The sequence below is a fragment of the Roseomonas chloroacetimidivorans genome (assembly GCF_049629625.1).
Lineage (GTDB): Bacteria > Pseudomonadota > Alphaproteobacteria > Acetobacterales > Acetobacteraceae > Roseomonas > Roseomonas chloroacetimidivorans.
Map to the genome: position 1 here is coordinate 105,828 of NZ_JBNBZS010000017.1, position 17,938 is coordinate 123,765.

General features: G+C 68.8%; 17 protein-coding genes. 4 read left to right on the forward strand and 13 right to left on the reverse strand.

Annotation, left to right across the window (positions count from 1 at the left end; translation table 11 throughout):
• Window positions 1-265: 265 nt before the first annotated feature.
• The 7 genes from ACO1BU_RS14900 to ACO1BU_RS14930 form a co-directional block, all read right to left on the reverse strand.
• On the reverse strand, window positions 266-1,237 hold the full coding sequence (locus tag ACO1BU_RS14900) for a tripartite tricarboxylate transporter substrate binding protein (RefSeq protein WP_424136749.1): 972 nt from the start codon (window positions 1,235-1,237) through the stop codon (window positions 266-268).
• Window positions 1,238-1,278: 41 nt separating this feature from the next.
• Window positions 1,279-2,703: an FAD-binding oxidoreductase gene (locus ACO1BU_RS14905; protein WP_424136750.1), complete on the reverse strand. Its 1,425-nt coding sequence runs from the start codon at window positions 2,701-2,703 to the stop codon at window positions 1,279-1,281.
• Window positions 2,700-3,644: a 2-hydroxyacid dehydrogenase gene (locus tag ACO1BU_RS14910; RefSeq protein ID WP_424136751.1), complete on the reverse strand. Its 945-nt coding sequence runs from the start codon at window positions 3,642-3,644 to the stop codon at window positions 2,700-2,702. The genes ACO1BU_RS14905 and ACO1BU_RS14910 overlap by 4 nt, the downstream gene beginning before the upstream one ends.
• 5 nt (window positions 3,645-3,649) lie before the next feature.
• Complete coding sequence (locus ACO1BU_RS14915) at window positions 3,650-4,333, reverse strand: RraA family protein (protein ID WP_424136752.1); 684 nt, start codon at window positions 4,331-4,333, stop codon at window positions 3,650-3,652.
• An 11-nt stretch (window positions 4,334-4,344) separates the two neighbouring features.
• A complete protein-coding gene (locus tag ACO1BU_RS14920) occupies window positions 4,345-5,328 on the reverse strand; it encodes a Bug family tripartite tricarboxylate transporter substrate binding protein (protein ID WP_424136753.1) in 984 nt (327 codons plus the stop codon).
• Window positions 5,329-5,455: 127 nt separating this feature from the next.
• Window positions 5,456-6,487 (reverse strand): NAD-dependent epimerase/dehydratase family protein, encoded by a 1,032-nt coding sequence (locus ACO1BU_RS14925; RefSeq protein WP_424136754.1) that lies wholly within the window; start codon window positions 6,485-6,487, stop codon window positions 5,456-5,458.
• Window positions 6,488-6,492: 5 nt separating this feature from the next.
• Complete coding sequence (locus tag ACO1BU_RS14930; protein ID WP_424136755.1) at window positions 6,493-7,938, reverse strand: aldehyde dehydrogenase; 1,446 nt, start codon at window positions 7,936-7,938, stop codon at window positions 6,493-6,495.
• A gap of 102 nt (window positions 7,939-8,040) precedes the next feature.
• Here ACO1BU_RS14930 and ACO1BU_RS14935 point away from each other — a divergent pair, with 102 nt between their 5' ends.
• The 3 genes from ACO1BU_RS14935 to ACO1BU_RS14945 all read left to right on the forward strand — a co-directional run bounded on the left by ACO1BU_RS14935 (window position 8,041) and on the right by ACO1BU_RS14945 (window position 11,360).
• Window positions 8,041-8,739, forward strand: a complete 699-nt coding sequence (locus tag ACO1BU_RS14935) for a GntR family transcriptional regulator (protein ID WP_424136756.1) — start codon at window positions 8,041-8,043, stop codon at window positions 8,737-8,739.
• Between the two features lie 306 nt (window positions 8,740-9,045).
• Window positions 9,046-10,323: an alpha-hydroxy acid oxidase gene (locus tag ACO1BU_RS14940; RefSeq protein ID WP_424136757.1), complete on the forward strand. Its 1,278-nt coding sequence runs from the start codon at window positions 9,046-9,048 to the stop codon at window positions 10,321-10,323.
• Window positions 10,320-11,360: an NAD(P)-dependent oxidoreductase gene (locus tag ACO1BU_RS14945; RefSeq protein WP_424136758.1), complete on the forward strand. Its 1,041-nt coding sequence runs from the start codon at window positions 10,320-10,322 to the stop codon at window positions 11,358-11,360. The genes ACO1BU_RS14940 and ACO1BU_RS14945 overlap by 4 nt, the downstream gene beginning before the upstream one ends.
• Window positions 11,361-11,546: 186 nt before the next feature.
• On the opposite strand, the gene ACO1BU_RS14950 is transcribed toward ACO1BU_RS14945, so the two are convergent.
• From ACO1BU_RS14950 to ACO1BU_RS14975, 6 genes are read right to left on the reverse strand one after another with little or no spacing between them, the layout of a single operon-like run.
• Window positions 11,547-12,527, reverse strand: a complete 981-nt coding sequence (locus ACO1BU_RS14950; protein ID WP_424136759.1) for a tripartite tricarboxylate transporter substrate binding protein — start codon at window positions 12,525-12,527, stop codon at window positions 11,547-11,549.
• A gap of 35 nt (window positions 12,528-12,562) precedes the next feature.
• A complete protein-coding gene (locus tag ACO1BU_RS14955; protein ID WP_424136760.1) occupies window positions 12,563-13,177 on the reverse strand; it encodes a flavin reductase family protein in 615 nt (204 codons plus the stop codon).
• Window positions 13,178-13,234: 57 nt separating this feature from the next.
• Entirely contained in the window at window positions 13,235-14,242 is a 1,008-nt protein-coding gene (locus tag ACO1BU_RS14960) for a Bug family tripartite tricarboxylate transporter substrate binding protein (RefSeq protein WP_424136761.1), read from the reverse strand.
• A gap of 21 nt (window positions 14,243-14,263) precedes the next feature.
• Window positions 14,264-15,184, reverse strand: coding sequence for a fumarylacetoacetate hydrolase family protein (locus ACO1BU_RS14965; protein ID WP_424136762.1), 921 nt, complete (start codon window positions 15,182-15,184; stop codon window positions 14,264-14,266).
• The gene (locus tag ACO1BU_RS14970) at window positions 15,184-16,062 is read right to left on the reverse strand and encodes a TauD/TfdA dioxygenase family protein (RefSeq protein WP_424136763.1); all 879 of its coding nucleotides are present in this window, start codon (window positions 16,060-16,062) and stop codon (window positions 15,184-15,186) included. Before ACO1BU_RS14970 ends, ACO1BU_RS14965 begins: the two co-directional genes overlap by 1 nt.
• 17 nt (window positions 16,063-16,079) lie before the next feature.
• Window positions 16,080-16,532: a nuclear transport factor 2 family protein gene (locus ACO1BU_RS14975; RefSeq protein WP_424136764.1), complete on the reverse strand. Its 453-nt coding sequence runs from the start codon at window positions 16,530-16,532 to the stop codon at window positions 16,080-16,082.
• 145 nt (window positions 16,533-16,677) lie between these two features.
• Between ACO1BU_RS14975 and ACO1BU_RS14980 the strand changes: the two genes are divergently transcribed.
• Window positions 16,678-17,445 carry an IclR family transcriptional regulator gene (locus tag ACO1BU_RS14980; protein WP_424136765.1) on the forward strand — a complete coding sequence of 256 codons (768 nt, stop codon included), beginning with the start codon at window positions 16,678-16,680 and terminating at the stop codon, window positions 17,443-17,445.
• The last annotated feature ends 493 nt before the right edge of the window (window positions 17,446-17,938 follow it).

A 17,938-nucleotide genomic window follows, 5' to 3' on the forward strand; every position in this document is an offset into this window, starting at 1 on the left:
TTCCCAGCATGATCTCTGTTGATCACCTTGTCCCAGCGGTTCTGGGTGAACTCGCCGCCCGCATGACTTTGTACCCATCCATGACAGTGATGGACGTTGCCGCTGGCCCCGAACGCAGATGATCGCGAAGGAACGCTCGGAGCCTTGAACTATCATTTCGAAGCAGCCCCTTCCCGCCGATCTTAGCCCTCTGGTTTCCTCCGGCTCTGCCGAGCGACCGAACAGCCCGCCGGTTCGAATGATCGGTCCGCGGAAAAGTGCGCTGTCACGTCTCGGACCAAGGTCTCACCTGCCAAAGCTCACGGAATCGCCGGTCAGCCGCCGCGAGCCGGGCGCGCCAGGCCGGGCCATCGAGATAGTCCATCTCCGTGAACTGTGCCTGGGCCTGGCGCTGGAACTCCGGGTCCCGCGCCACCTTGCCCGCTGCCTCCCGCAGCCGCGCCACCACCTCCGGCGGCGTTCCCGTGGAGGTGACGATACCGCGCTCGGAACCCATGGTCACGTCGAGCCCCACCTCGCGCAGTGTCGGTACCTCCGGTGCAAAAGGGGAGCGCCGCGCCGCGCCCTGCACGATCATCCGCAGGCCGCTCGGCGCGCTGGCGACTTCACCAACATTCAGCCCCGCCACATCCACCTGCCGACCCAGGATCGCCGTGCGCATCGGCCCAGCGCCAGGGAAAGGTACATGGACCAGCCGTACGCCCGCAGCCTCCTGGAACAGGACCATGGCAAGGTGGTCATCCGTCCCCACGCCGGTGGAGCCGAAGGTGATGGTCTCTGGCTGTCTCTTCGCCCGCGCCACCAGATCCTCAAGACTCCGGATGGGGCCATCGGCGAGGACGCTGAAGGCGGAAGGGTCCGAGACGAGGTTGGCCACATACTCGAAATCGTTGAGGGCGAACTGCGGTGTGCGGCGCTCTATCGGCAGCGTCACCAGCCCCGGCATATTGGTGATGCCCAGGGTATGGCCGTCCGGCCGCCCCCGTGCCACAGCGGCCAGCGCGATTTCGCCCGAAGCGCCCGGCCGGTTGTTCACCACCACGGCGCCGCCGATCTCCTTCTCCAGAAAGCGCGCGAAGGTGCGGGCAGTGATGTCCGTTCCGCCGCCGGCCGAGAAGCCGACCACGATCTCGACCGGGCGCTCCGGCCAGCGCGCGGATTGCGCCAGGGCCGGCCGGCCCAGCGGAAGCAGGCCGAGAGCGGCAAGGGCCTGTCGGCGTGAAGGACGAGGCAGCATGGCGAAGACGACTCCTCTATGTTCTTGGGTCTCGTGACGGCTCACGGCAGCAGCACGCCAGGGTTGAGCAGGCCGGCGGGGTCGAGCGCCGCCTTGATCGCGCGCATCATCCGTAGTTCGACAGGCTGCTTGTACCGGCGCATGTCGTCCGTCCTGATACGGCCGATTCCCTGCTCCGCGCTGATCGATCCGCCGAGCTCGTGCACGAGGTCGTGCACCAGGCGGGACAGTCCGGGCTGCATGGCATCCAGCACGGCGTTCTGCGCCCCAGCAGGGCGTGCGACGTTGTAGTGCAGGTTGCCGTCGCCAAGATGGCCGAAGGTGAAGATCCGCACGCCGGGGTGGTGCCGCTGCAACAGCGCGTCTGCGCGCCCCACAAAGTCGGGCACGGCGGATACGGGCAGGGACACGTCGTGCTTCACGCATTTGCCGTCTTCGGCGAGCGCGAGGGTGATGCTTTCGCGCAACTGCCACAGCGCGCGGGCTTGGGCGACGCTCCGGGCAATTAAGGCGTCGGCGAGCTCGCCGGCCCCCACGGCCCCCTCGAGCACAAGCTCAAATCGCCGGAGCGCAGCCTCCTCACCTTCGCCGTCGCTCAGCTCCACCAGCACGTACCAGGGCGCATCCAGCACGGGAAACGGAATCTGGATCTGCGGGTAGGCCGCTGCGGCCAACCGCAGGCAGGCGCCCGAGATCAACTCGAAGGCGGTCAGCCCCGACTGGAGTCCGGTTCGGCACCGCGCCAGGAAGTGCGCGGCGTCATCGACGGATTCGAGCGCGGCCAGCGCCGTGCAGCGCGCCGCCGGCAGTGGAAAGAGCTTCAGCGTCGCTGCGGTGATGATGCCGAGCGTGCCCTCGCTGCCAATGAAGAGGTCACGCAGGTCATAGCCGGAGTTGTCCTTCCGCAGCCCGCGCAGCCCGTGCCAGATCTCGCCATCCGCCAGCACCACCTCTAGCCCCAGTGTCAGCTCGCGCGCGTTGCCGTAGCGCAGCACCTGCGTGCCGCCCGCGTTGCTGGCCAGGTTGCCGCCGATGGCGCAGCTTCCCTCTGCGCCGAGGGAGAGGGGGAAGAGGCGGCCGGCGGTACGCGCCGCCTCCTGTACCGCCTGCAGCACGCAGCCGGCCTCCACAGTGATGGTGTCGTTGTCCGTGTCGATGGCCCGCACACGCCGCATGCGGCCCAGCGAGAGCACCACCGCGTCGCCGCGCGCATCGGGCACGCCGCCGGCTACCTGCCCGGTGTTGCCGCCCTGGGGCACCACGGGTGCGCCGTGCCGCGCGCAGACGCGGAGCACGGCCGAAACCTCCTCCGTGCCGCCCGGCCGGACCACTGCCCGCGCCCGCCCCCGCACCAGCCCGCGCCAGTCCGTGAGATAAGGCGCCTGTCCCGCCTCGTCGGTGATAACGTGGTCGCGCCCGACCGCCTGGGCCAGCTCCTCAATCAAATTCTCGGCCACCGCGTTCACGGGCGCACCGGCGTCAGCACGCGGCCCGTACGAAGAAAGGCCCGGAGGTTGTCCACGACCAGCCGCTCCATCGCAGCCCGCGTATCGGCCGTGGCGCTGCCAACATGTGGCGTCAGCACCACATTATCCAATGCGCGCAGCGCCGCGGGCGCGCCGGGCTCGCCTTCCAGCACGTCCAGCCCGGCCCCGCCGAGCCGAGTCTCGTCCAGCGCTCGAATCATCGCCGCCTGATCGACCACTGAGCCGCGGCCGACATTGATGAGGATGCCCTCGGGCCCCAGCGCGTCGAGCACCGCGGCGGAGACGAGGTGGTGCGTCTCCGCCCCGCCTCCGCAGGCGACGACCAGGAAGTCGCACCACTCGGCGAGCATGTGTAGCGAGGGCTCGAAGCCGTAGGGCACTGGTTTCGGCGCCCGGCCGTGATAGCGGACCTCCATCGAGAAACCGCTCCCGCGCCGCGCGACCGCGCTGCCGATTCGCCCCAGGCCGAGAATGCCCAGGCGCTTGCCCGAAACGCGTCTGCTCAGTGGAAATTCCCCGAGCCGGCGCCACCGCCCGTCCCTGACGTAGCGGTCAGCCGCGCTGATCCGCCGGGCCGTGGCTATCAGCAGCCCCCAGGCGAGATCCGCCACGCAATCATCCAGCACGTCGGGCGTGTTGCTCACCTGGATGCCGCGGGCCCGTGCCGTTTCCACATCGATGGTTTCGAAGCCGACGCCCCAGCTGCTGATGACGCACAGCCCCGGCAGCGCAGCCATAAGAGCGGCGTCGCAGCCGTGCCGGTTGGAGGTCGCCACCATGGACACGCCCGCTCCATGGCGGCCGATCCAGGACGGGGCGTCCTCCTCCCACAGCCGCACGGCGCCTAGTTCCTCGCGCAGCATTCGGTCCGCCAGCGGCCCGATCGGCGCGAGTTGGAGAACGCCGCATCCTACGCGCATCCCCGTCAGTCCTTTGGCGGTGGCAGGTAGCCGGTGGCAGCGCCTGCGGCCGCGAAGGTCTCGCCGGCGTGCAGGCGGCGCTCCACCTCAGCGTCCACCGCCATGATCCGCTCCGCCCTGGCCAGAGCCTCCTCCAGCACCGCGCGCGGCACCACCACGATCCCTGTCTCATCTCCGACGATGAGATCGCCCTGCGAGACGGTGACGCCGCCCGCGGTCACAGTGACGCCGATCGGCAGCAGCCGGAGGCGTCCCTTGCCCGTGGTGGGCGCGACCCAGCGACTGGCCAGCCACAGGCCCGTCGCGCGGATCTCGTCCACGTCGCGGCAGGCGCCGTCGATCACCACGCCCGCCGCGCCCTGCTTTTGCGTCCCGTAGGCCGCGAGCCCGCCCAGGGTGGAGATCGGCTGCCCCCCCACATCCACTACCAGCACCGTTCCTGCGGTGGCTGCCGAGACGAGCCGCCCCACGGCGAACTCCGCCTTCGCGAACTCGCCCAGCCGCCCGGGAATTTGGCGCGCCGTAACGGCGGGGCCGCAGATCCGGCCATTGCCGCTGCGCAACTCCAGCCCCTCCATCACGCCCTGGATGCCCATGCCGTCCAGCGCATCTGACCAAGTGCTGACCGGGATGGCACCGCAGCGCTCCAGCACCGCCTCGCTGATCGCGTCCGCAACCGCTGTGTCCAAGGAAGCCTCCATCAGTTGACCTGCGCTCCGGAAAGGCGGACGGCCTCGGCCCAGCGTGCCGTTTCCCGCTTGATGAAGGCGTCGAACTCCGCGGGCCCCAGGTTGTTTACCTCGCCGCCCATCTCCACCAAGCGCTGTGTCATGGCCGGCTCCGCCACGATGGCAGCGATGTCCCGGGCAATACGCTCGCGAAGCTCCGGCCTCAGCCCCGCGGGCGCGAAGGTGCCGAACCAGGTTGCCGCCTCGAAATCCTCCATTCCCGCCTCGGTGAAGGTCGGCACGTCGCGCACCGCATCCATCCGCCGTGAATGGGCCAGCGCAAGCGCCTTCAGTTCGCCGGATTTGATGTAGGGCAGCACGGCCGACAGTGTCGCGAAGGAGCAGTTGACCAGCCCTGAGAGCAGGTCCGTAATTAAGGGCGCGTCACCACGATAGGGAATGTGCTCCGCCGTGATCTCCGTGCGGCCCTTGAACAGCTCCGCCGTCAGGTGCTGCGCCGTGCCGTTACCGGTGGACCCAACGGTGATGCCGCGTGGTTGTTCTTTCGCCCAGGCGATGAAGCTCCGCAGATCCGCCGCTGGCACGCTCTTGGACACGACGAGAACCAGCGGCACGGTCGCCGTCAGTGTGATCGCCGTGAAATCGCGGATCGGGTCGTAGGAGAGCCGCCGGTAAAGGCTCGCGCTGATGGTGTGGGCGGAAGTGGTCTCGAATAGCGTGTAGCCATCTGGCTCCGAGCGCGCGACAGCCTCGGCGCCCACCGTGGCGCCGGCGCCCGCGCGGTTCTCCACCACCACGGGCTGCCCCCACTGCGTGGACAACCGTTCCCCAAGCATGCGGGCGATGACGTCCGTAGCGCCGCCCGCGGGATAGGGAACGACGAACCGCACGGGGCGCGCGGGATAGCTTCCCTGCGCCCGCGCCCCTTCCCGCCCCAAGGCGAGCAGGGACGTGCCCGCCAGCGCGCCCAGCACGCGACGTTGGATCCTTCTCACGACTTTCCCTCCTCGTTTCCTGCCCGGCCTTGAGTCCCGGCGGGCGCGGGTCTTGGCGGGCGGGGTGTGGCCCGTCCGCGCCGTCATTCTCTGCTCAGGTTCCCCCGCGCACCGCCCTCACCCGGCCTTACTCAGCCGCCTGGGCAACGGCCCTGTCGCGCCAAGCGAGCAGCCGCCGCAGCCCCTCGCGCATGTCCACTTCCGGCACCCAGCCGATTGCGTCCTTTGCTGCGCTGTGGTCGATGCGGAAAGCTCCGCCGGATGTCAGGCGCACCTTGCCCGGATCAGGCTCCACCAGCTCCGGCTTCAGGTCCGGCCGCCCGGACAGTTCCGCCACCAGGGTGACCAGATCCAGTGTCGTTACCGGCTTCGGGCCCGAAGTGTTCACCGCCACGTCGGTGGTCGCCGATTCCAACGCCATGCAGTTTGCGCGCGCAAGATCGCCCACGTAAACGAAATGCTTCGTCTCAGAGCCGTCCCCGATGACCTTGGGCCGTTCGCCGCGCTTGATAGCGTCATGCGTCTCGACAATGTAGAGTGCGTTCGCGGCCCGGTAGTGCTGCCGCTCTCCGTACACTGTAGAGTAGCGAAGCACTACATAGTTCAGCCCATGCCTCCGGTAAGCGTCGCGGCAGAGCTGCTCCCCCATGATCTTGCTGGCACCGTAGAGGATGGCGGCCGCCGGTGCGCCCGCGGCGTGAAAGGGCGTTTCCTCGACCAGGTCGCCCTTCACACCGGGCCCGTAGCCGTACACGGCGTTGGAGGACGCGAAGACGAGCTTGCGTATCCTGTTCGCACGACAGGCCTCGATCACGTTCTGCGCACCGCGCACATTCACATCGATCCCCGCCCAGGGGTCACGGTCCATGGACAGCGTCATGAAGGCGGCGAGGTGGATTACCCCGTCCAGTTCCTCTGTCGCGGCAAGAAGCTGGTGCAGCTTCAGGATGTCGCCCTGCACCACCTTCACCCGGGGATCGTCGCGCAGATGCGCGATGGCTTCGCCGGATCCGAATGAGAAGTTGTCGAAAAGGCGCACCTCCGCCGCGCCGCGCGCCAGCAGCTCCTCCGTGGTGGCGGAACCAACGAGGCTCGCGCCGCCGATCACCATGAAACGGCCACCCTTGACCGGGACGGATGCACTGTCGTTCTTCGCCATGGATCTTACCTCGCCACCGACATGGGCTGCTCGTGTAGGCCGAAATACATGCTCTTCACCTGGGCATAGAGGCGAAGGCCATCGATGCCCTTCTCGCGGCCGATACCGCTGTCTTTGAACCCACCGAAAGGCGTGGCTGTGACCGACTGCTTGTAGGTGTTGATCCAGACTGACCCCGCATCCAGCGCGCGGCCGACGCGCCAGGCTCGCTTGAAGCTCTCCGTCCAGATGCCGCAGGCGAGGCCGAAGGCCGTACCGTTGGCCTGCGCGATGAGGTCGGCCTCATCCTGGAAAGGAATAGCCACCAGTACGGGCCCGAAGGCCTCCTCCTGGCATGTGAGCGAGGTGGCGGGCACGCCTTCGATCACCGTCGGCAGATAGTAGGCGCCCCTGGCATAAGCCTCGCCCTCCGGCACTGCTCCGCCGCAGAGGATGCGGCCGCCCTCCTCCCGTGCGCGGTCCACGAAGCGGATGACGCGGTCGCGGTGATGGAAGGAAGCCAGTGGGCCCATCTCCACGCCGGGGGCATCCGGCGCCGCGACACGCAGCGCCTTGGCGCGCTCCACCACGCACCGCAGCACCTCGTGATAGATCGGCGCTTCGATAAAGAGGCGAGAGCCTGCCACGCAGGACTGCCCCGCTGAGCCGAAGATGCCGGCCACCACGGCCGCGACCGCATGGTCCATGTCGGCATCGGCGAAGACGACATGTGGAGACTTGCCGCCCAGCTCCAGCGCGACCGGCACGAGCCGGCCCCCCGCCACGCGGCCGATCGCGCGCCCGGTCGCAGTACCGCCCGTGAAGGAGATCATGCGGACGCCGGGATGGGCGACGAGGGCCGCCCCGATCTCAGCGCCGCGGCCCTGCACCACCTGCAGCAGGCCCTCGGGCAGCCCGGCCCTGAGCGCGATGCGCGCCAACTCCGGCGCCAGGAGCGGTGAATCCTCGGATGGCTTGAGCAGAACGGCATTTCCCGCTGCCAGAGCCGGCGCCACCTTCGTGGCGTCGTTCATGATGGGCGAGTTCCAGGGCGTGATGCAGGCGACCACGCCAAAGGGCTCCAGCACGGTGAAGGAGACGTACTCGCCGCGCTGCGGGGTCACGTCTGTCTGCAGCGTCTCGCAGGCGCCGGCATAGTAGCGGAAGGTGCCGATCGCGGACTCGACCATGCCGCGGCACTCGGCGAGAGGCTTTCCGTTGTCCCGCATCTGCAGCCGGGCGAGATCCTCTTTCTCTGCCGCCAGCCCGTCCGCGATTGCCTGGAGCACCAGCGCGCGGCGGTGTGGCAGCAGCGACTTCCAACCGGAGTTGTGGAAGGCGTGCCAGCCGCGCGCCACCATCATGTCCAGTTCAGCCACGCTGGTGGCATGAACCTTACCGACAGCTTCGCCGCTGGCCGGGTCGATGCTGGTGATCTCCTCCCCGCGGAAGGCGGGTGGCAGGGCATCCATGCGGCGCTTCCCTCAGCTTTCTTCGGGTGATCTGCGCCCTTCCAGGCGGGCTGGAAAGGCAGTCGATGGCGCCAATGAAGCCAATGGGATTATCAATAACGCATGGAACCGATCGCCGAACCCATGCCTTCCCCCCGCCCCACCCGGTGGCAGGATGATCCGGCCCTGCCCGACCAGGTGGCGGCCGTGATCGCCGCCATCGAAGTCGATATCATCCGCAGCCGTATCCTGCCGCGCACCCGATTGATCGAGGACCACCTCATGGAGGATTATGGTGCCAAGAGGCATGTCGTCCGCGCCGCGCTGCACGAGTTGCAGCGGCTGGGCGTCGTGGTAAAGCCGCGACACCGGGGCGCGGAGCTGCGGCGCTTCGACCGGGCCGACCTGGCCAAGCTCTACGACATGCGGGCTGTACTGCACCGGGCGGCAGTGCATGCGATCGCCTTTCCCGTACCGGCCGAGCGACTGGCGCTGGTGGAGCAGGCACTTGCTGGTCATGCGAGGGCAGCTGAGAGCCGCGACCTCATCCAGATCCACCGCACGAATATGACCTTCCATCGCGAGCTCTACGGGCTTTGCGATAACGTCTACCTTGCGGAGTCCATCCGGCTGCACGATTGGTTGAGCTTCCCCGCCCGGGCCTACGGCGCGGCGGACGCGGGCGCGCTCCTGCTGGCCTGCGATGAACATGCTGCGATGGTGCGCGCCCTGCACGCTCAGGACCGCGCCGCACTTGAGCACCTGTCAGTCGCGCACATGGATCGCGCCCGTCAGATTTACGTCAGCAAGTTCCTAGCCTAGTCGGCCGCCGCCAAGGCGCGGCCGCCAGCGAAGGCATTGACCACCCGAACGCCCGGCAACTTCGGTGGAGGTGAGCCCTCTCGGGCTTCGCGGCGTAAAGGGGGAAAGTCGATGGCGTTCGTCGCGTCCACGACGATCTGAGAATCACACAGCCGGAAGCCTGCAGAGCTGTATTCGGTCCACAAATGTGAAAGCCTCCAAGAACAACAAGGCAAAGATTGACCCCGACTGGTCCCTTCGCGACGATCGGCCGCAACGTTCACGGGAGGTAGCGGTGCAGGACGGCGATCGGATGGCACGACCAGCATGAGCCAAGCGGCGGAAGTCACCTCGGCGCCCGACGCACCGTCGCTGGAGGTCTCGCGCACCCGGCCCATCCCGCCCCGGGAACCTGGATTGCGCCACGTCCTCGCGCTCGACGATTTCGAGCACGCATCCCGACGGCACCTGCCGCGCCTGCTGCACGAGTTCATCGCGGGCGGTGCGGAAACGGGCGCGAGCCTGCGCGGGAACCGCGCGTCCTTCGCAGGCCATGTCCTCGTGCCGCGGGTCCTGGGGGACGTTTCCGAGCGCTCGCTGCAGACGAGCCTCTTCGGGAAGCCCCATGCCGCCCCCTTCGGGATCGCGCCAATGGGGGTGGGCGCCCTCTGTGCCTATCGCAGCGACATCGTCCTGGCGCGCGCCGCGGCGGCCTCGGGCATTCCCTTCATCCTGAGCGCCTCGTCGCTGATCCGGATGGAGGAGGTGCAGCAGGCCAACCCCGATGCCTGGTACCAGGCCTACCTGCCCGGAGAGCCCGCGCGCATTGAGGCGCTGGTGGACCGGGTGGCAGCCGCGGGGTTTGGCACCTTCGTGCTGACGGCCGACGTGCCGGTGGCCGCCAACCGAGAAAACAACGACCGCAACGGCTTCACCGTCCCGATCCGCCCCAGCCTGCGCCTCGCGCTCGATGGCGTCACGCACCCGTTCTGGCTGCTTGGGACGGCGCTGCGGACGCTCTGGCGGCACGGGATGCCGCATTTCGAGAACATGGACGCCACACGCGGGCCGCCGGTCCTGTCGCGGAATCTCGTGCGCGCCGTCGGCCGCCGCGACGGGCTCTCCTGGAGGCACCTGGAGCTGATCCGGCGGCGCTGGAAAGGGCCGCTCGCGGTGAAGGGCGTCCTCTTCGCCGAGGACGCCCGCATCGCGCGCGGCTGCGGGGCGGACGGCGTGATCGTCTCGAACCATGGCGGCCGGCAGCTTGACGGCACGATCGCCCCCCTGGATGCCCTGCCCGATGTCGCGCGCGCCGCCGGGGAGATGACGGTGATGCTGGATGGCGGCATCCGCCGCGGCACGGACGTGCTGAAGGCCCTGCTGCTGGGCGCGGATTTCGTGTGGCTCGGGCGGCCCTTCCTCTATGCAGCGGCAGTGGGCGGGGAGGCGGGCGTGCGCCACGCCACGGCCCTGCTGGCCGAGGAGATCGACCGCGACATGGCGCTGCTGGGCGTGCGCGGCCTGAAAGACCTGCGTCCGGAGATGATCCGGCCCGCGGGACCGGGCGCAGGAGAAATGGACATTATCCCAGGGAGAGACGCTTGACCCCGCACCGCTTCCGCGTCGGCTACCTCGAGCGGCCGATGAACGAATCCTTCCGGACGACGGCCGCACGGTACCCGGAGCTGGAGATCCGCCGCATTGGGCTGGACCAGCCGGAGGCGGCCATCGTCGCCGCGCTCGCGGAGTGCCACGGCTACTATGTCTGGGCGGCGCGGCACGAGTTGCCCCTGCCCTGGCACGTGACGCCGGCGCTCCTGGCGCGGCTCCCCAACCTGCTCGTCGTCGCCAGCTACGGCGCGGGCTACGACACCATCGACCCCGAGGCCTGCACCGCGGCCGGCATCGCCGTGGTGAACCAGGCCGGGGGCAACGCGGAAGGCGTAGCCGAGCACGCGCTGGGCATGATGCTGCTGCTCCTCAAGCGCGTGCCGGAGGCGCAGGCGGCGATGCGGGCCGGCACGGTGAGCGACCGGAACGCGCTGATGGGCCGGGAGCTGGCCGGCCGCACCGTGGGGCTGGTCGGGCTCGGCCATGTCGGCACCCGCATGGCGCAGCTGCTGAACGTCTTCGGCTGCCGGGTGCTTGCAGCGGACCCCGCGCTGGACACGGCCACCATCGCCACGCGGGGCGCGACAAAGGTGGAGATGCCGGAACTGCTCGTGGCCTCTGACATCGTCTCGCTCCACTGCCCGCTGACAGAAGAAACGCGCGGCATGATCGACGCCGCGGCGATCGCGCAAATGCGCCCAGGGGCCATTCTCGTCACCACCGCGCGGGGCTTCATTCTGGACGAGGCGGCGCTCCTCGCGGCGCTGCAGGAAGGGCGGCTGGGCGGTGCGGGCCTCGATGTGTGGGAGATGGAGCCGCCGCCCGCCTCCCACCCGCTGCTGGCCCACCCAGCGGTGCTCGCCTCACCGCACACGGCCGGGGTGACGGCCGAAAGCCGTGCGCGAGTGGCGAGCATGGCGGCAGAGGCCTTCGCGGCCGCCGTCCATGGCCTTCCCCCGCGGCTGGTGAACCCGGAGGTCGCGGATCGCTTCTCGGCGCGGCGACACGCCCTGCTGAGCGCGCCGGCGTGACCGGAGGCGGGGGGGAGGAACCTCACGAGGACCCGAAGGCAGCCCGCCCGGTGACGACCCTCCTGGAGGCTGGGGTCGCACGGGCATCTGAACCGCGGCGGCGCGGGGCCCTCGGCGCGGTCGGCGGCAATGGTGCTGCCCTATGCCGCCGGCCACGCGCCCGACATCGTCGCGCGCCCCCTGCCGCTACTCCTGCGCGGTAATCTTCGCCGCCTCGATCACGCGCTTCCAGCGGTCCAGGTCCTCGCGCAGGAAGTCGCCGTACTCCGCAGGTGAGGAGACGGAGACGATGCCGCCCAGGCCCCGGATCCGCTCCGCCGTCGCCGGTCTGGCGAGAGAGGCACGGAGCGCGGCGTTCAGCCTCTCCACGACCGGCGCAGGGGTGTGCGCCGGCCCGACGAGGCCGAGGCCCTGCGTGTAGTCCTCAAAGCCCGGATAGCCGATCTCGCGCATGGTCGGCACGTCCGGGTAGTCCGGGCTGCGCTCCGCAGTGGAGACGGCGAGCGGCCGGAGCTGCCCCTTGGCCACGTACTCCTGGATCCCGATCATCGGATAGAACATGAAGGAAACCCGGCCGGACATCACCTCGCTGAGCGCCGGGCCGTTGCCGCGGAAGGGCACATGCGTCATCTGCGTGCTGGAACGGGCGGCGAGCAGCGCGGCGGCCAAGTGGGCCGACCCACCATTGCCGGCGGAGCCGTAGGAGACGCTATCCGGCGAGGCCTTCGCAGCCGTCACCACATCCCCCAGCGACTTGTACGGGGTATTCGCCCCCGTCACCGCGATCAGCGGCAGCAGCGACACCAGCCCGATCGGCGTGAAGTCTTCGATCGGCCGGTAGCTGTTGCCCGGCATGAGGATGGCGTTGACACTGTGCGACAGCGTGGCCAGCAGGATCGTGTAGCCGTCCGGCGCCTCGCGCGCCACGAATTGCGTCGCGATCAGCGCGTTGGCGCCCGTGCGGTTCTCCACCACCACGGGCTGGCCGAGCGTGCCGGACATGTCCTGGGCGATAATGCGGGCGATCACGTCGGTCGGCCCGCCCGCGGCGAAGCCCACCACCAGGCGGATGGAGCGATTGGGGTAGCCGCCCTGCGCCGTGGCCCGGCGTGCCAGCCCCAGCAGGGCAAGCCCGCCCCCTGCCATGATGGCGGTTCTGCGCTTCATGTCCGTTCTCTCCTTGCCTTTCTTCTTGTCACTGCTCAGGGCGGCGGCTTCGGCCGCCCGATCTCGAAGATGTCGCGGGAACTCGCGTACCAGCCGCGGCCGTGCATCCGGGCGATGAGGTCCAGCGCCGGCGTGTCCACATAGCAGCGCTCCGCGTCCATCACGGCGTCGTCGCGCAGGTGCAGGGCCAGGACGCGGCCGATCACGATCGTGCTCTCCTCCCCCGGCTCGATGACCGTATGCAGCTCGCATTCCAGGGAGGCCGGGCTCTCCCCGATGCGCGGCGGCGCGACGCGGCTGCACGGCATCGGCGTCAGCCCGTTGGCCACCATCTCATCCACCTCCGGCCCCACCTCGGCGGAGGTCGCGTTCATGATCTCCGCCATCGCGTAGGGCACGAGGTTCACCACGAACTGCTTGGTCCGGCGGATGTTATTCCCCGTGTCCTTATGTGCCCCGGCCCGCGCCGTGATGCCGAAGCAGAGCAGCGGCGGGCTGCTGCAGACGAGGTTGAAGAAGGAGAAGGGCGCGGCATTGGCGTGGCCGTCCTCATGCAACGTCGTCACCCAGGCGATCGGCCGGGGCACGACGGTAGCGCGCAGCAGCTTGCCGTACTGCTCGCTCGTCAGGGCGTCGAAATCGAAGAGCATGGTGCTAATCGCTGCCTCCCTCGGCGGCGCGGGTGCCGGGGCGCCGCATCGCCCCGCTCAGTCCACCACCGCGCCGGAGGCACGCACGATGGGAACCCATTTCTCGATCTCCTGCGCGATGAAGCGGCGGGACCGCTCTGGCGTCATGCCGGGCATGACGTCGTTCCCCAGGTCGCGCAGCCGGCTCCTCACCTCCTCCCTCTGCAGGGCGATCTGCACCTGCTCGTAAAGGAATTTCAGAATCGCGGGCGGCGTGCCCTTTGGCGCCGACCAGGGCGTCCAGGTCTGGGATTCGTAGTCGGGCAGCCCCGCCTCCGGCGCGCTCGGCACCTCCGGCATCATGGGCGAGCGCTGCTTCGCCGCGGTCATCAGCACCCGCGGCCCGTCCGGCCGCTGCTGCGGCGCGAGAAAGGAGACCGTGTCTACCATGAAGTCGATGCGTCCGCCCGAAAGGTCCGAGAAGGCTGCCGCCGAGCCGCGGTAGGGCACGTGCTGCGCCCGGGCGCCGATCTGCTGGCAGAGCAGCGCCGCGGCGATATGGCCCGTCGTGCCGTTGCCGGGGGAGCCAAAGGTGCATTCCCGCGCCCGCAGTGCTGCCCCGAAGCCCGCCACGTCCCGGGCCGGGAAGCCGGCGCGCACGGCGAGCGCGAGAGGCGAGATGCTGCTGACCGTGACCTGCTCGATATCGTTCAGGGGGTGGACTGGCAAGCGGCGGTACAGGCCCACATTCAGCGCATGGGAGGAGAGCGCGCCGACAAAAAGCGTGTAGCCATCCGGCGGCGCGGCCGCGAGAGCCTCCAGCGCCACCAGCCCGCCGCCGCTCGGGCGGTTCTCGACCACGAATTGCTGCCCGGTCTGCGCGGAGAGCGCGCCGGAGATCAGGCGTGCCGTGATGTCCGAATTGCCGCCGGCCGCGAGGGAGCAGATCACCCGCACCGTCCGGTTCGGGTAATCCGTGCCCGGGGCGCGCGCGGTTCCCTGCGCCGCAGCCGCTCCGGCCAGCCCGGCCGCCGCCGCCCCCAGCAGGGCACGCCGCGAGAGCAGATCCTTCCCGATCACCTCCATGGACTTCCCCTCTCCCGGACGTCAGGCAATGCCGTGCTCGAGAACTCCGACGCGCCCGACCTCGATCCGCAGCCGGTCGCCGGAGCGGAGCCAGCGGGGCGGCGTGCGGAAGGCACCCGATCCCGCCGGCGTGCCCGTGGCGATCACGTCGCCGGGCATCAGCGTCATGTAGCGGCTGAGATGCGCGATGAGGGTGGTGACGGGGAAGATCAGGTCCCGCGTGTTGCCCTCCTGGACCAGCTCGTCGTTCAGCCAGCACCGCAGATCCATGTTCCAGGGTTCGCCCGCCTCCTCCGGCGTCGTCAGCCAGGGCCCCATGGGGCAGAAGCCGTCCATGCCCTTGGCGAAGGAGGTCTGGGGCGGCGAGAGGTCGAACTGAAATTCGCGCGCGCTCACGTCGTTCAAGACGGTGTAGCCGGCGACGTAGTCCAGCGCGTTCGGCTCCGCGACGCAGGAGGCGGCACGGCCGATCACGACCGCAAGCTCCCCCTCGTAGTCCGGCTTCGTCACAGCGGGCGGAATCCGCACTTGGCAGCCCGGCCCGTCCACAGAGGAGGGCGGCTTGAGAAAGATACGCGGGATATCCTGCTTCGGCCCGCCCACCTCCTTCGCGTGGTCACCATAGTTGCGCCCCACGCCAAGGATCTTCCCCGGCCTAGGCACGGGCGCGAGCAGCGTTACGGCAGAGAGCGGGCGGCGCATCGTCGCCTGATCCGGACGCGCCGCGAAGGCCGCCGCGCGCGCCGCCGCCACCAATGCGGGCTCGCCGAGGGCGAGGAACTCCGTCATGTCGGAAGGAACCGGCGAGGCCGCGCCCTCCCCCTCCCCCGCGGCTGCCATGGCGGCGGAAAGGGCAGGCCGCAGCGCCGCCACCTCCTCCCCCAGCACCGCCCCGATCTCAACGGGCGCGGAGGGCCCCGCGCGGAAGCTGACCAGCCGCATCAGGCTGCGAGCCTGCCGTAGTCCAGCGTCGCCATCACCTGCACGCGGTGGATCAGCCGCGGCTCGTCCGGCCGGTAGTCGGAGACGGCATTGTGGGTGGTGCCAATATTGTCCCACATCAGCACGTCGCCCGGCGTCCAGCGGTGGGAGTAGAGGTACTGCGGTTGCGACTGGTGCTTGAACAGATACTCCAGCATCGCGTCGCTCTCCGCCGGCTCCATGCCCTCGATCCGCACGGCATAACCGGGGTTGCAGTACAGCACGCGGCGGCCGGTGATGGGGTGCACGCGGAAGATCGGCTGTGAAACGGGCGGCTTCTTGCGGCGCTGCTCCTCCGTCAGCGGCTTGCGGCCCGATCCCGGGCGAGCGCGCATCACCTCCCAGAACTTGTTGAAGTCGTGGATCGCGGTGCGGCCTTCCAGCCGCTCCTTCACCTCGGCGGGAAGATCGTCATAAGCGGCGTGCATGTTGCGGAACTGCGTGTCGCCCAGCGGCCGCCCGTCGCGCACCGGCACCTTCTTGGCATGCAGGACATTGGCCAGCGCGATATCGTGGCTGTAGCTCATGTCTGTGTGCCAGCCCTGGCCGGCATCGTTCAGCCCGACGGGCTTGCCGTCCTTCACCAGGTTGGAGAGGATCATCACCTCCGGATGGTCCTCCGCATGGAAGGCGTTGGCCACGTTGATCTCAAGCTCCCCGAAACGGGAGCCGAAGGCGGAGAGCTCGACGGGCTCCAGCGACTGGTCGGGGAAGCACAGCACCCCGTGCTCGCCGAGCGCGCGCAGGATCGTGCGGAATCCACCCGCCTCAAGCGGCTGAGACAAGTCGATCTCCGTGACGCGGGCGCCCAGCCCCTCGTTGTTGCGCGTGATCTGCATGGCGTCCTCCTTGGCGTTCAAGCCGCTGCGCCCGCAGGCGCGGCGAAGTGGAACAGGTAGTCCATCGTCATTCTCTCGATCCGCCAGCCCTCGGGCAGGTGAAGGAGGCGCGCCCGCACCCGCGCCATTACGGCGGGACCAGCGATCTCCGGCGGCGCGTTGACGACCGCGCCGTTATCGTACCGGTAAGCGGTCATCACGCATTGCGCCTCGGCCCGGTCCTCGCCCGCTGGCTCAACCATACCGTTGGTGATCACGTGGCAGATGCGCATCGTCGCGGATCTCGCGGACAGGGCCTCAACGATGGCGTCCCTGCCCCGCAGCGCATGCCCCTGCCGGTGCCAGCACCCGTCGGGTGCAAAGAGCGCGGCGAGATCCGCGTAGTGCCGCTCATCTAGGAAAAAGAACAGGCGGTTGATCAGGTGCAGGATCTCCTGCTCCGCGTGTTCCCTCACGACGATCTCCTCCATCGAGCGGCGTTTTCCCGACCGTCTCGGGTGGAATGATCGGCATCGCGACTGGCAGGGTCAACGAGACTTCGCAGGATGAGGATGGGGTTTCACGTATGTGGAGCAGGTTCTATGCTCCGCCTCCTGCGGAAGAAGGCAGAGCAGAATGGACAAGGTCGTGAAATCTGCGGGCCGAGTCCTCGAGATCTTCGAGTTCTTTGCCCATCGCCACGCGCCGGCAACTGTGTCCGAGGTCTCGGAGGCGCTGGACTTTCCGCTCTCCTCCACCTCGGTCCTGCTGAAGTCCCTTCTGACGCTCGGCTATCTGGAATACCGGCCGCGATCGCGGGAGTACCAGCCGACGATCCGCTTCGCCGTGCTCGGCACCTGGATCTTCGATCGCCTGTTCTCTGACGAGGAGTCGATCCCTCGCCTCATGGACGAGCTGCAGGCCGAGACGGAGGAGACGATCGTTCTAGCCATGCAGCACGGGCTCTACGTGGACTACATCCGCATCCTGCAGTCGATCGCGCCCGTGCGCTTCTACATCAAGCCAGGCTCCCGGCGCCCCATCTGGCTGCCTGCTGCGGGCAAGGTGCTGCTGGCGCAGCACCCGGACGCGGAGGTGACCGCCCTGCTCCGCCGCGTGAACGCGAATGAGCCTGCAAGCGGCCGCGTGCCAGTCAAGGCTTTCCTGGCCGAACTGGCTGCCATACGCCGCGATGGCTACGCGATGAGCGAGGCGGCCATTGTTCCCGACACTGCCATGATCGCCATGGCCGTTCCCGTTCCCGGCGGGCACCGCCCGCTCGCCCTCGCAGTCAGCGGCCCGCTGGAGCGCATGCGGCGGAATCGGACGCAGATCCTGGCGCTTATGCAGCGCAAACTGGCCGGAGCTGTCAGCGCTCGCACCGGATCTGGCAGCGTGGGGTAATATCCAGCGTCCTGTCCGGTGGACCCTACTCTGCGCGCCGGCTCGCTGCACAACGGGCCCAGATGCGGCCGACAGAGGACCCTGCCGCTAGGCAGAGACGTGGAGCCAGAGCCAAAGTTAGGCAGGAAGGAATTTTCCAAGCTAGGCCGGCATGGTCACTGGCTTCCCGTGCGGCCCACCCCAGGGAGATGGGCTCTCCCGTTGCCGTCAGTTCCAGACATGCTGCGGCGACCGCCATAGCCCAAGCGCGGACACGGCATACAGGAATCCCCGGACCAGCTACCCTCATTCGGCAACGGAGGCCGATGATCGCCATTTTGTTCGAAGCCGCCAGGGCGGTCACCTCCCAGGCCCAAGCTAGCCAGGGCATCCGGATAGCGCTGCCCAACCTCCGGCAATTTGGGACGGCATGTTGGGATACCTAGCACCGAACGCCCGAGCCATTGAGGATGGCTGGCGTCCCCAAGGGAAACGCCGCATCAAGACAAAAAAT

What these genes read in the sequence shown, in the direction of transcription:
- ACO1BU_RS14900 (WP_424136749.1), bottom strand. Translation starts at nt 1,237, where the DNA reads ATGCTGCCTCGTCCTTCACGCCGACAGGCCCTTGCCGCTCTCGGCCTG.
- ACO1BU_RS14910 (WP_424136751.1), bottom strand. Translation starts at nt 3,644, where the DNA reads ATGCGCGTAGGATGCGGCGTTCTCCAACTCGCGCCGATCGGGCCGCTG.
- ACO1BU_RS14925 (WP_424136754.1), bottom strand. Translation starts at nt 6,487, where the DNA reads ATGGCGAAGAACGACAGTGCATCCGTCCCGGTCAAGGGTGGCCGTTTC.
- ACO1BU_RS14930 (WP_424136755.1), bottom strand. Translation starts at nt 7,938, where the DNA reads ATGGATGCCCTGCCACCCGCCTTCCGCGGGGAGGAGATCACCAGCATC.
- ACO1BU_RS14935 (WP_424136756.1), top strand. Translation starts at nt 8,041, where the DNA reads ATGGAACCGATCGCCGAACCCATGCCTTCCCCCCGCCCCACCCGGTGG.
- ACO1BU_RS14940 (WP_424136757.1), top strand. Translation starts at nt 9,046, where the DNA reads ATGAGCCAAGCGGCGGAAGTCACCTCGGCGCCCGACGCACCGTCGCTG.
- ACO1BU_RS14950 (WP_424136759.1), bottom strand. Translation starts at nt 12,527, where the DNA reads ATGAAGCGCAGAACCGCCATCATGGCAGGGGGCGGGCTTGCCCTGCTG.
- ACO1BU_RS14955 (WP_424136760.1), bottom strand. Translation starts at nt 13,177, where the DNA reads ATGCTCTTCGATTTCGACGCCCTGACGAGCGAGCAGTACGGCAAGCTG.
- ACO1BU_RS14960 (WP_424136761.1), bottom strand. Translation starts at nt 14,242, where the DNA reads ATGGAGGTGATCGGGAAGGATCTGCTCTCGCGGCGTGCCCTGCTGGGG.
- ACO1BU_RS14965 (WP_424136762.1), bottom strand. Translation starts at nt 15,184, where the DNA reads ATGCGGCTGGTCAGCTTCCGCGCGGGGCCCTCCGCGCCCGTTGAGATC.
- ACO1BU_RS14970 (WP_424136763.1), bottom strand. Translation starts at nt 16,062, where the DNA reads ATGCAGATCACGCGCAACAACGAGGGGCTGGGCGCCCGCGTCACGGAG.
- ACO1BU_RS14975 (WP_424136764.1), bottom strand. Translation starts at nt 16,532, where the DNA reads ATGGAGGAGATCGTCGTGAGGGAACACGCGGAGCAGGAGATCCTGCAC.
- ACO1BU_RS14980 (WP_424136765.1), top strand. Translation starts at nt 16,678, where the DNA reads ATGGACAAGGTCGTGAAATCTGCGGGCCGAGTCCTCGAGATCTTCGAG.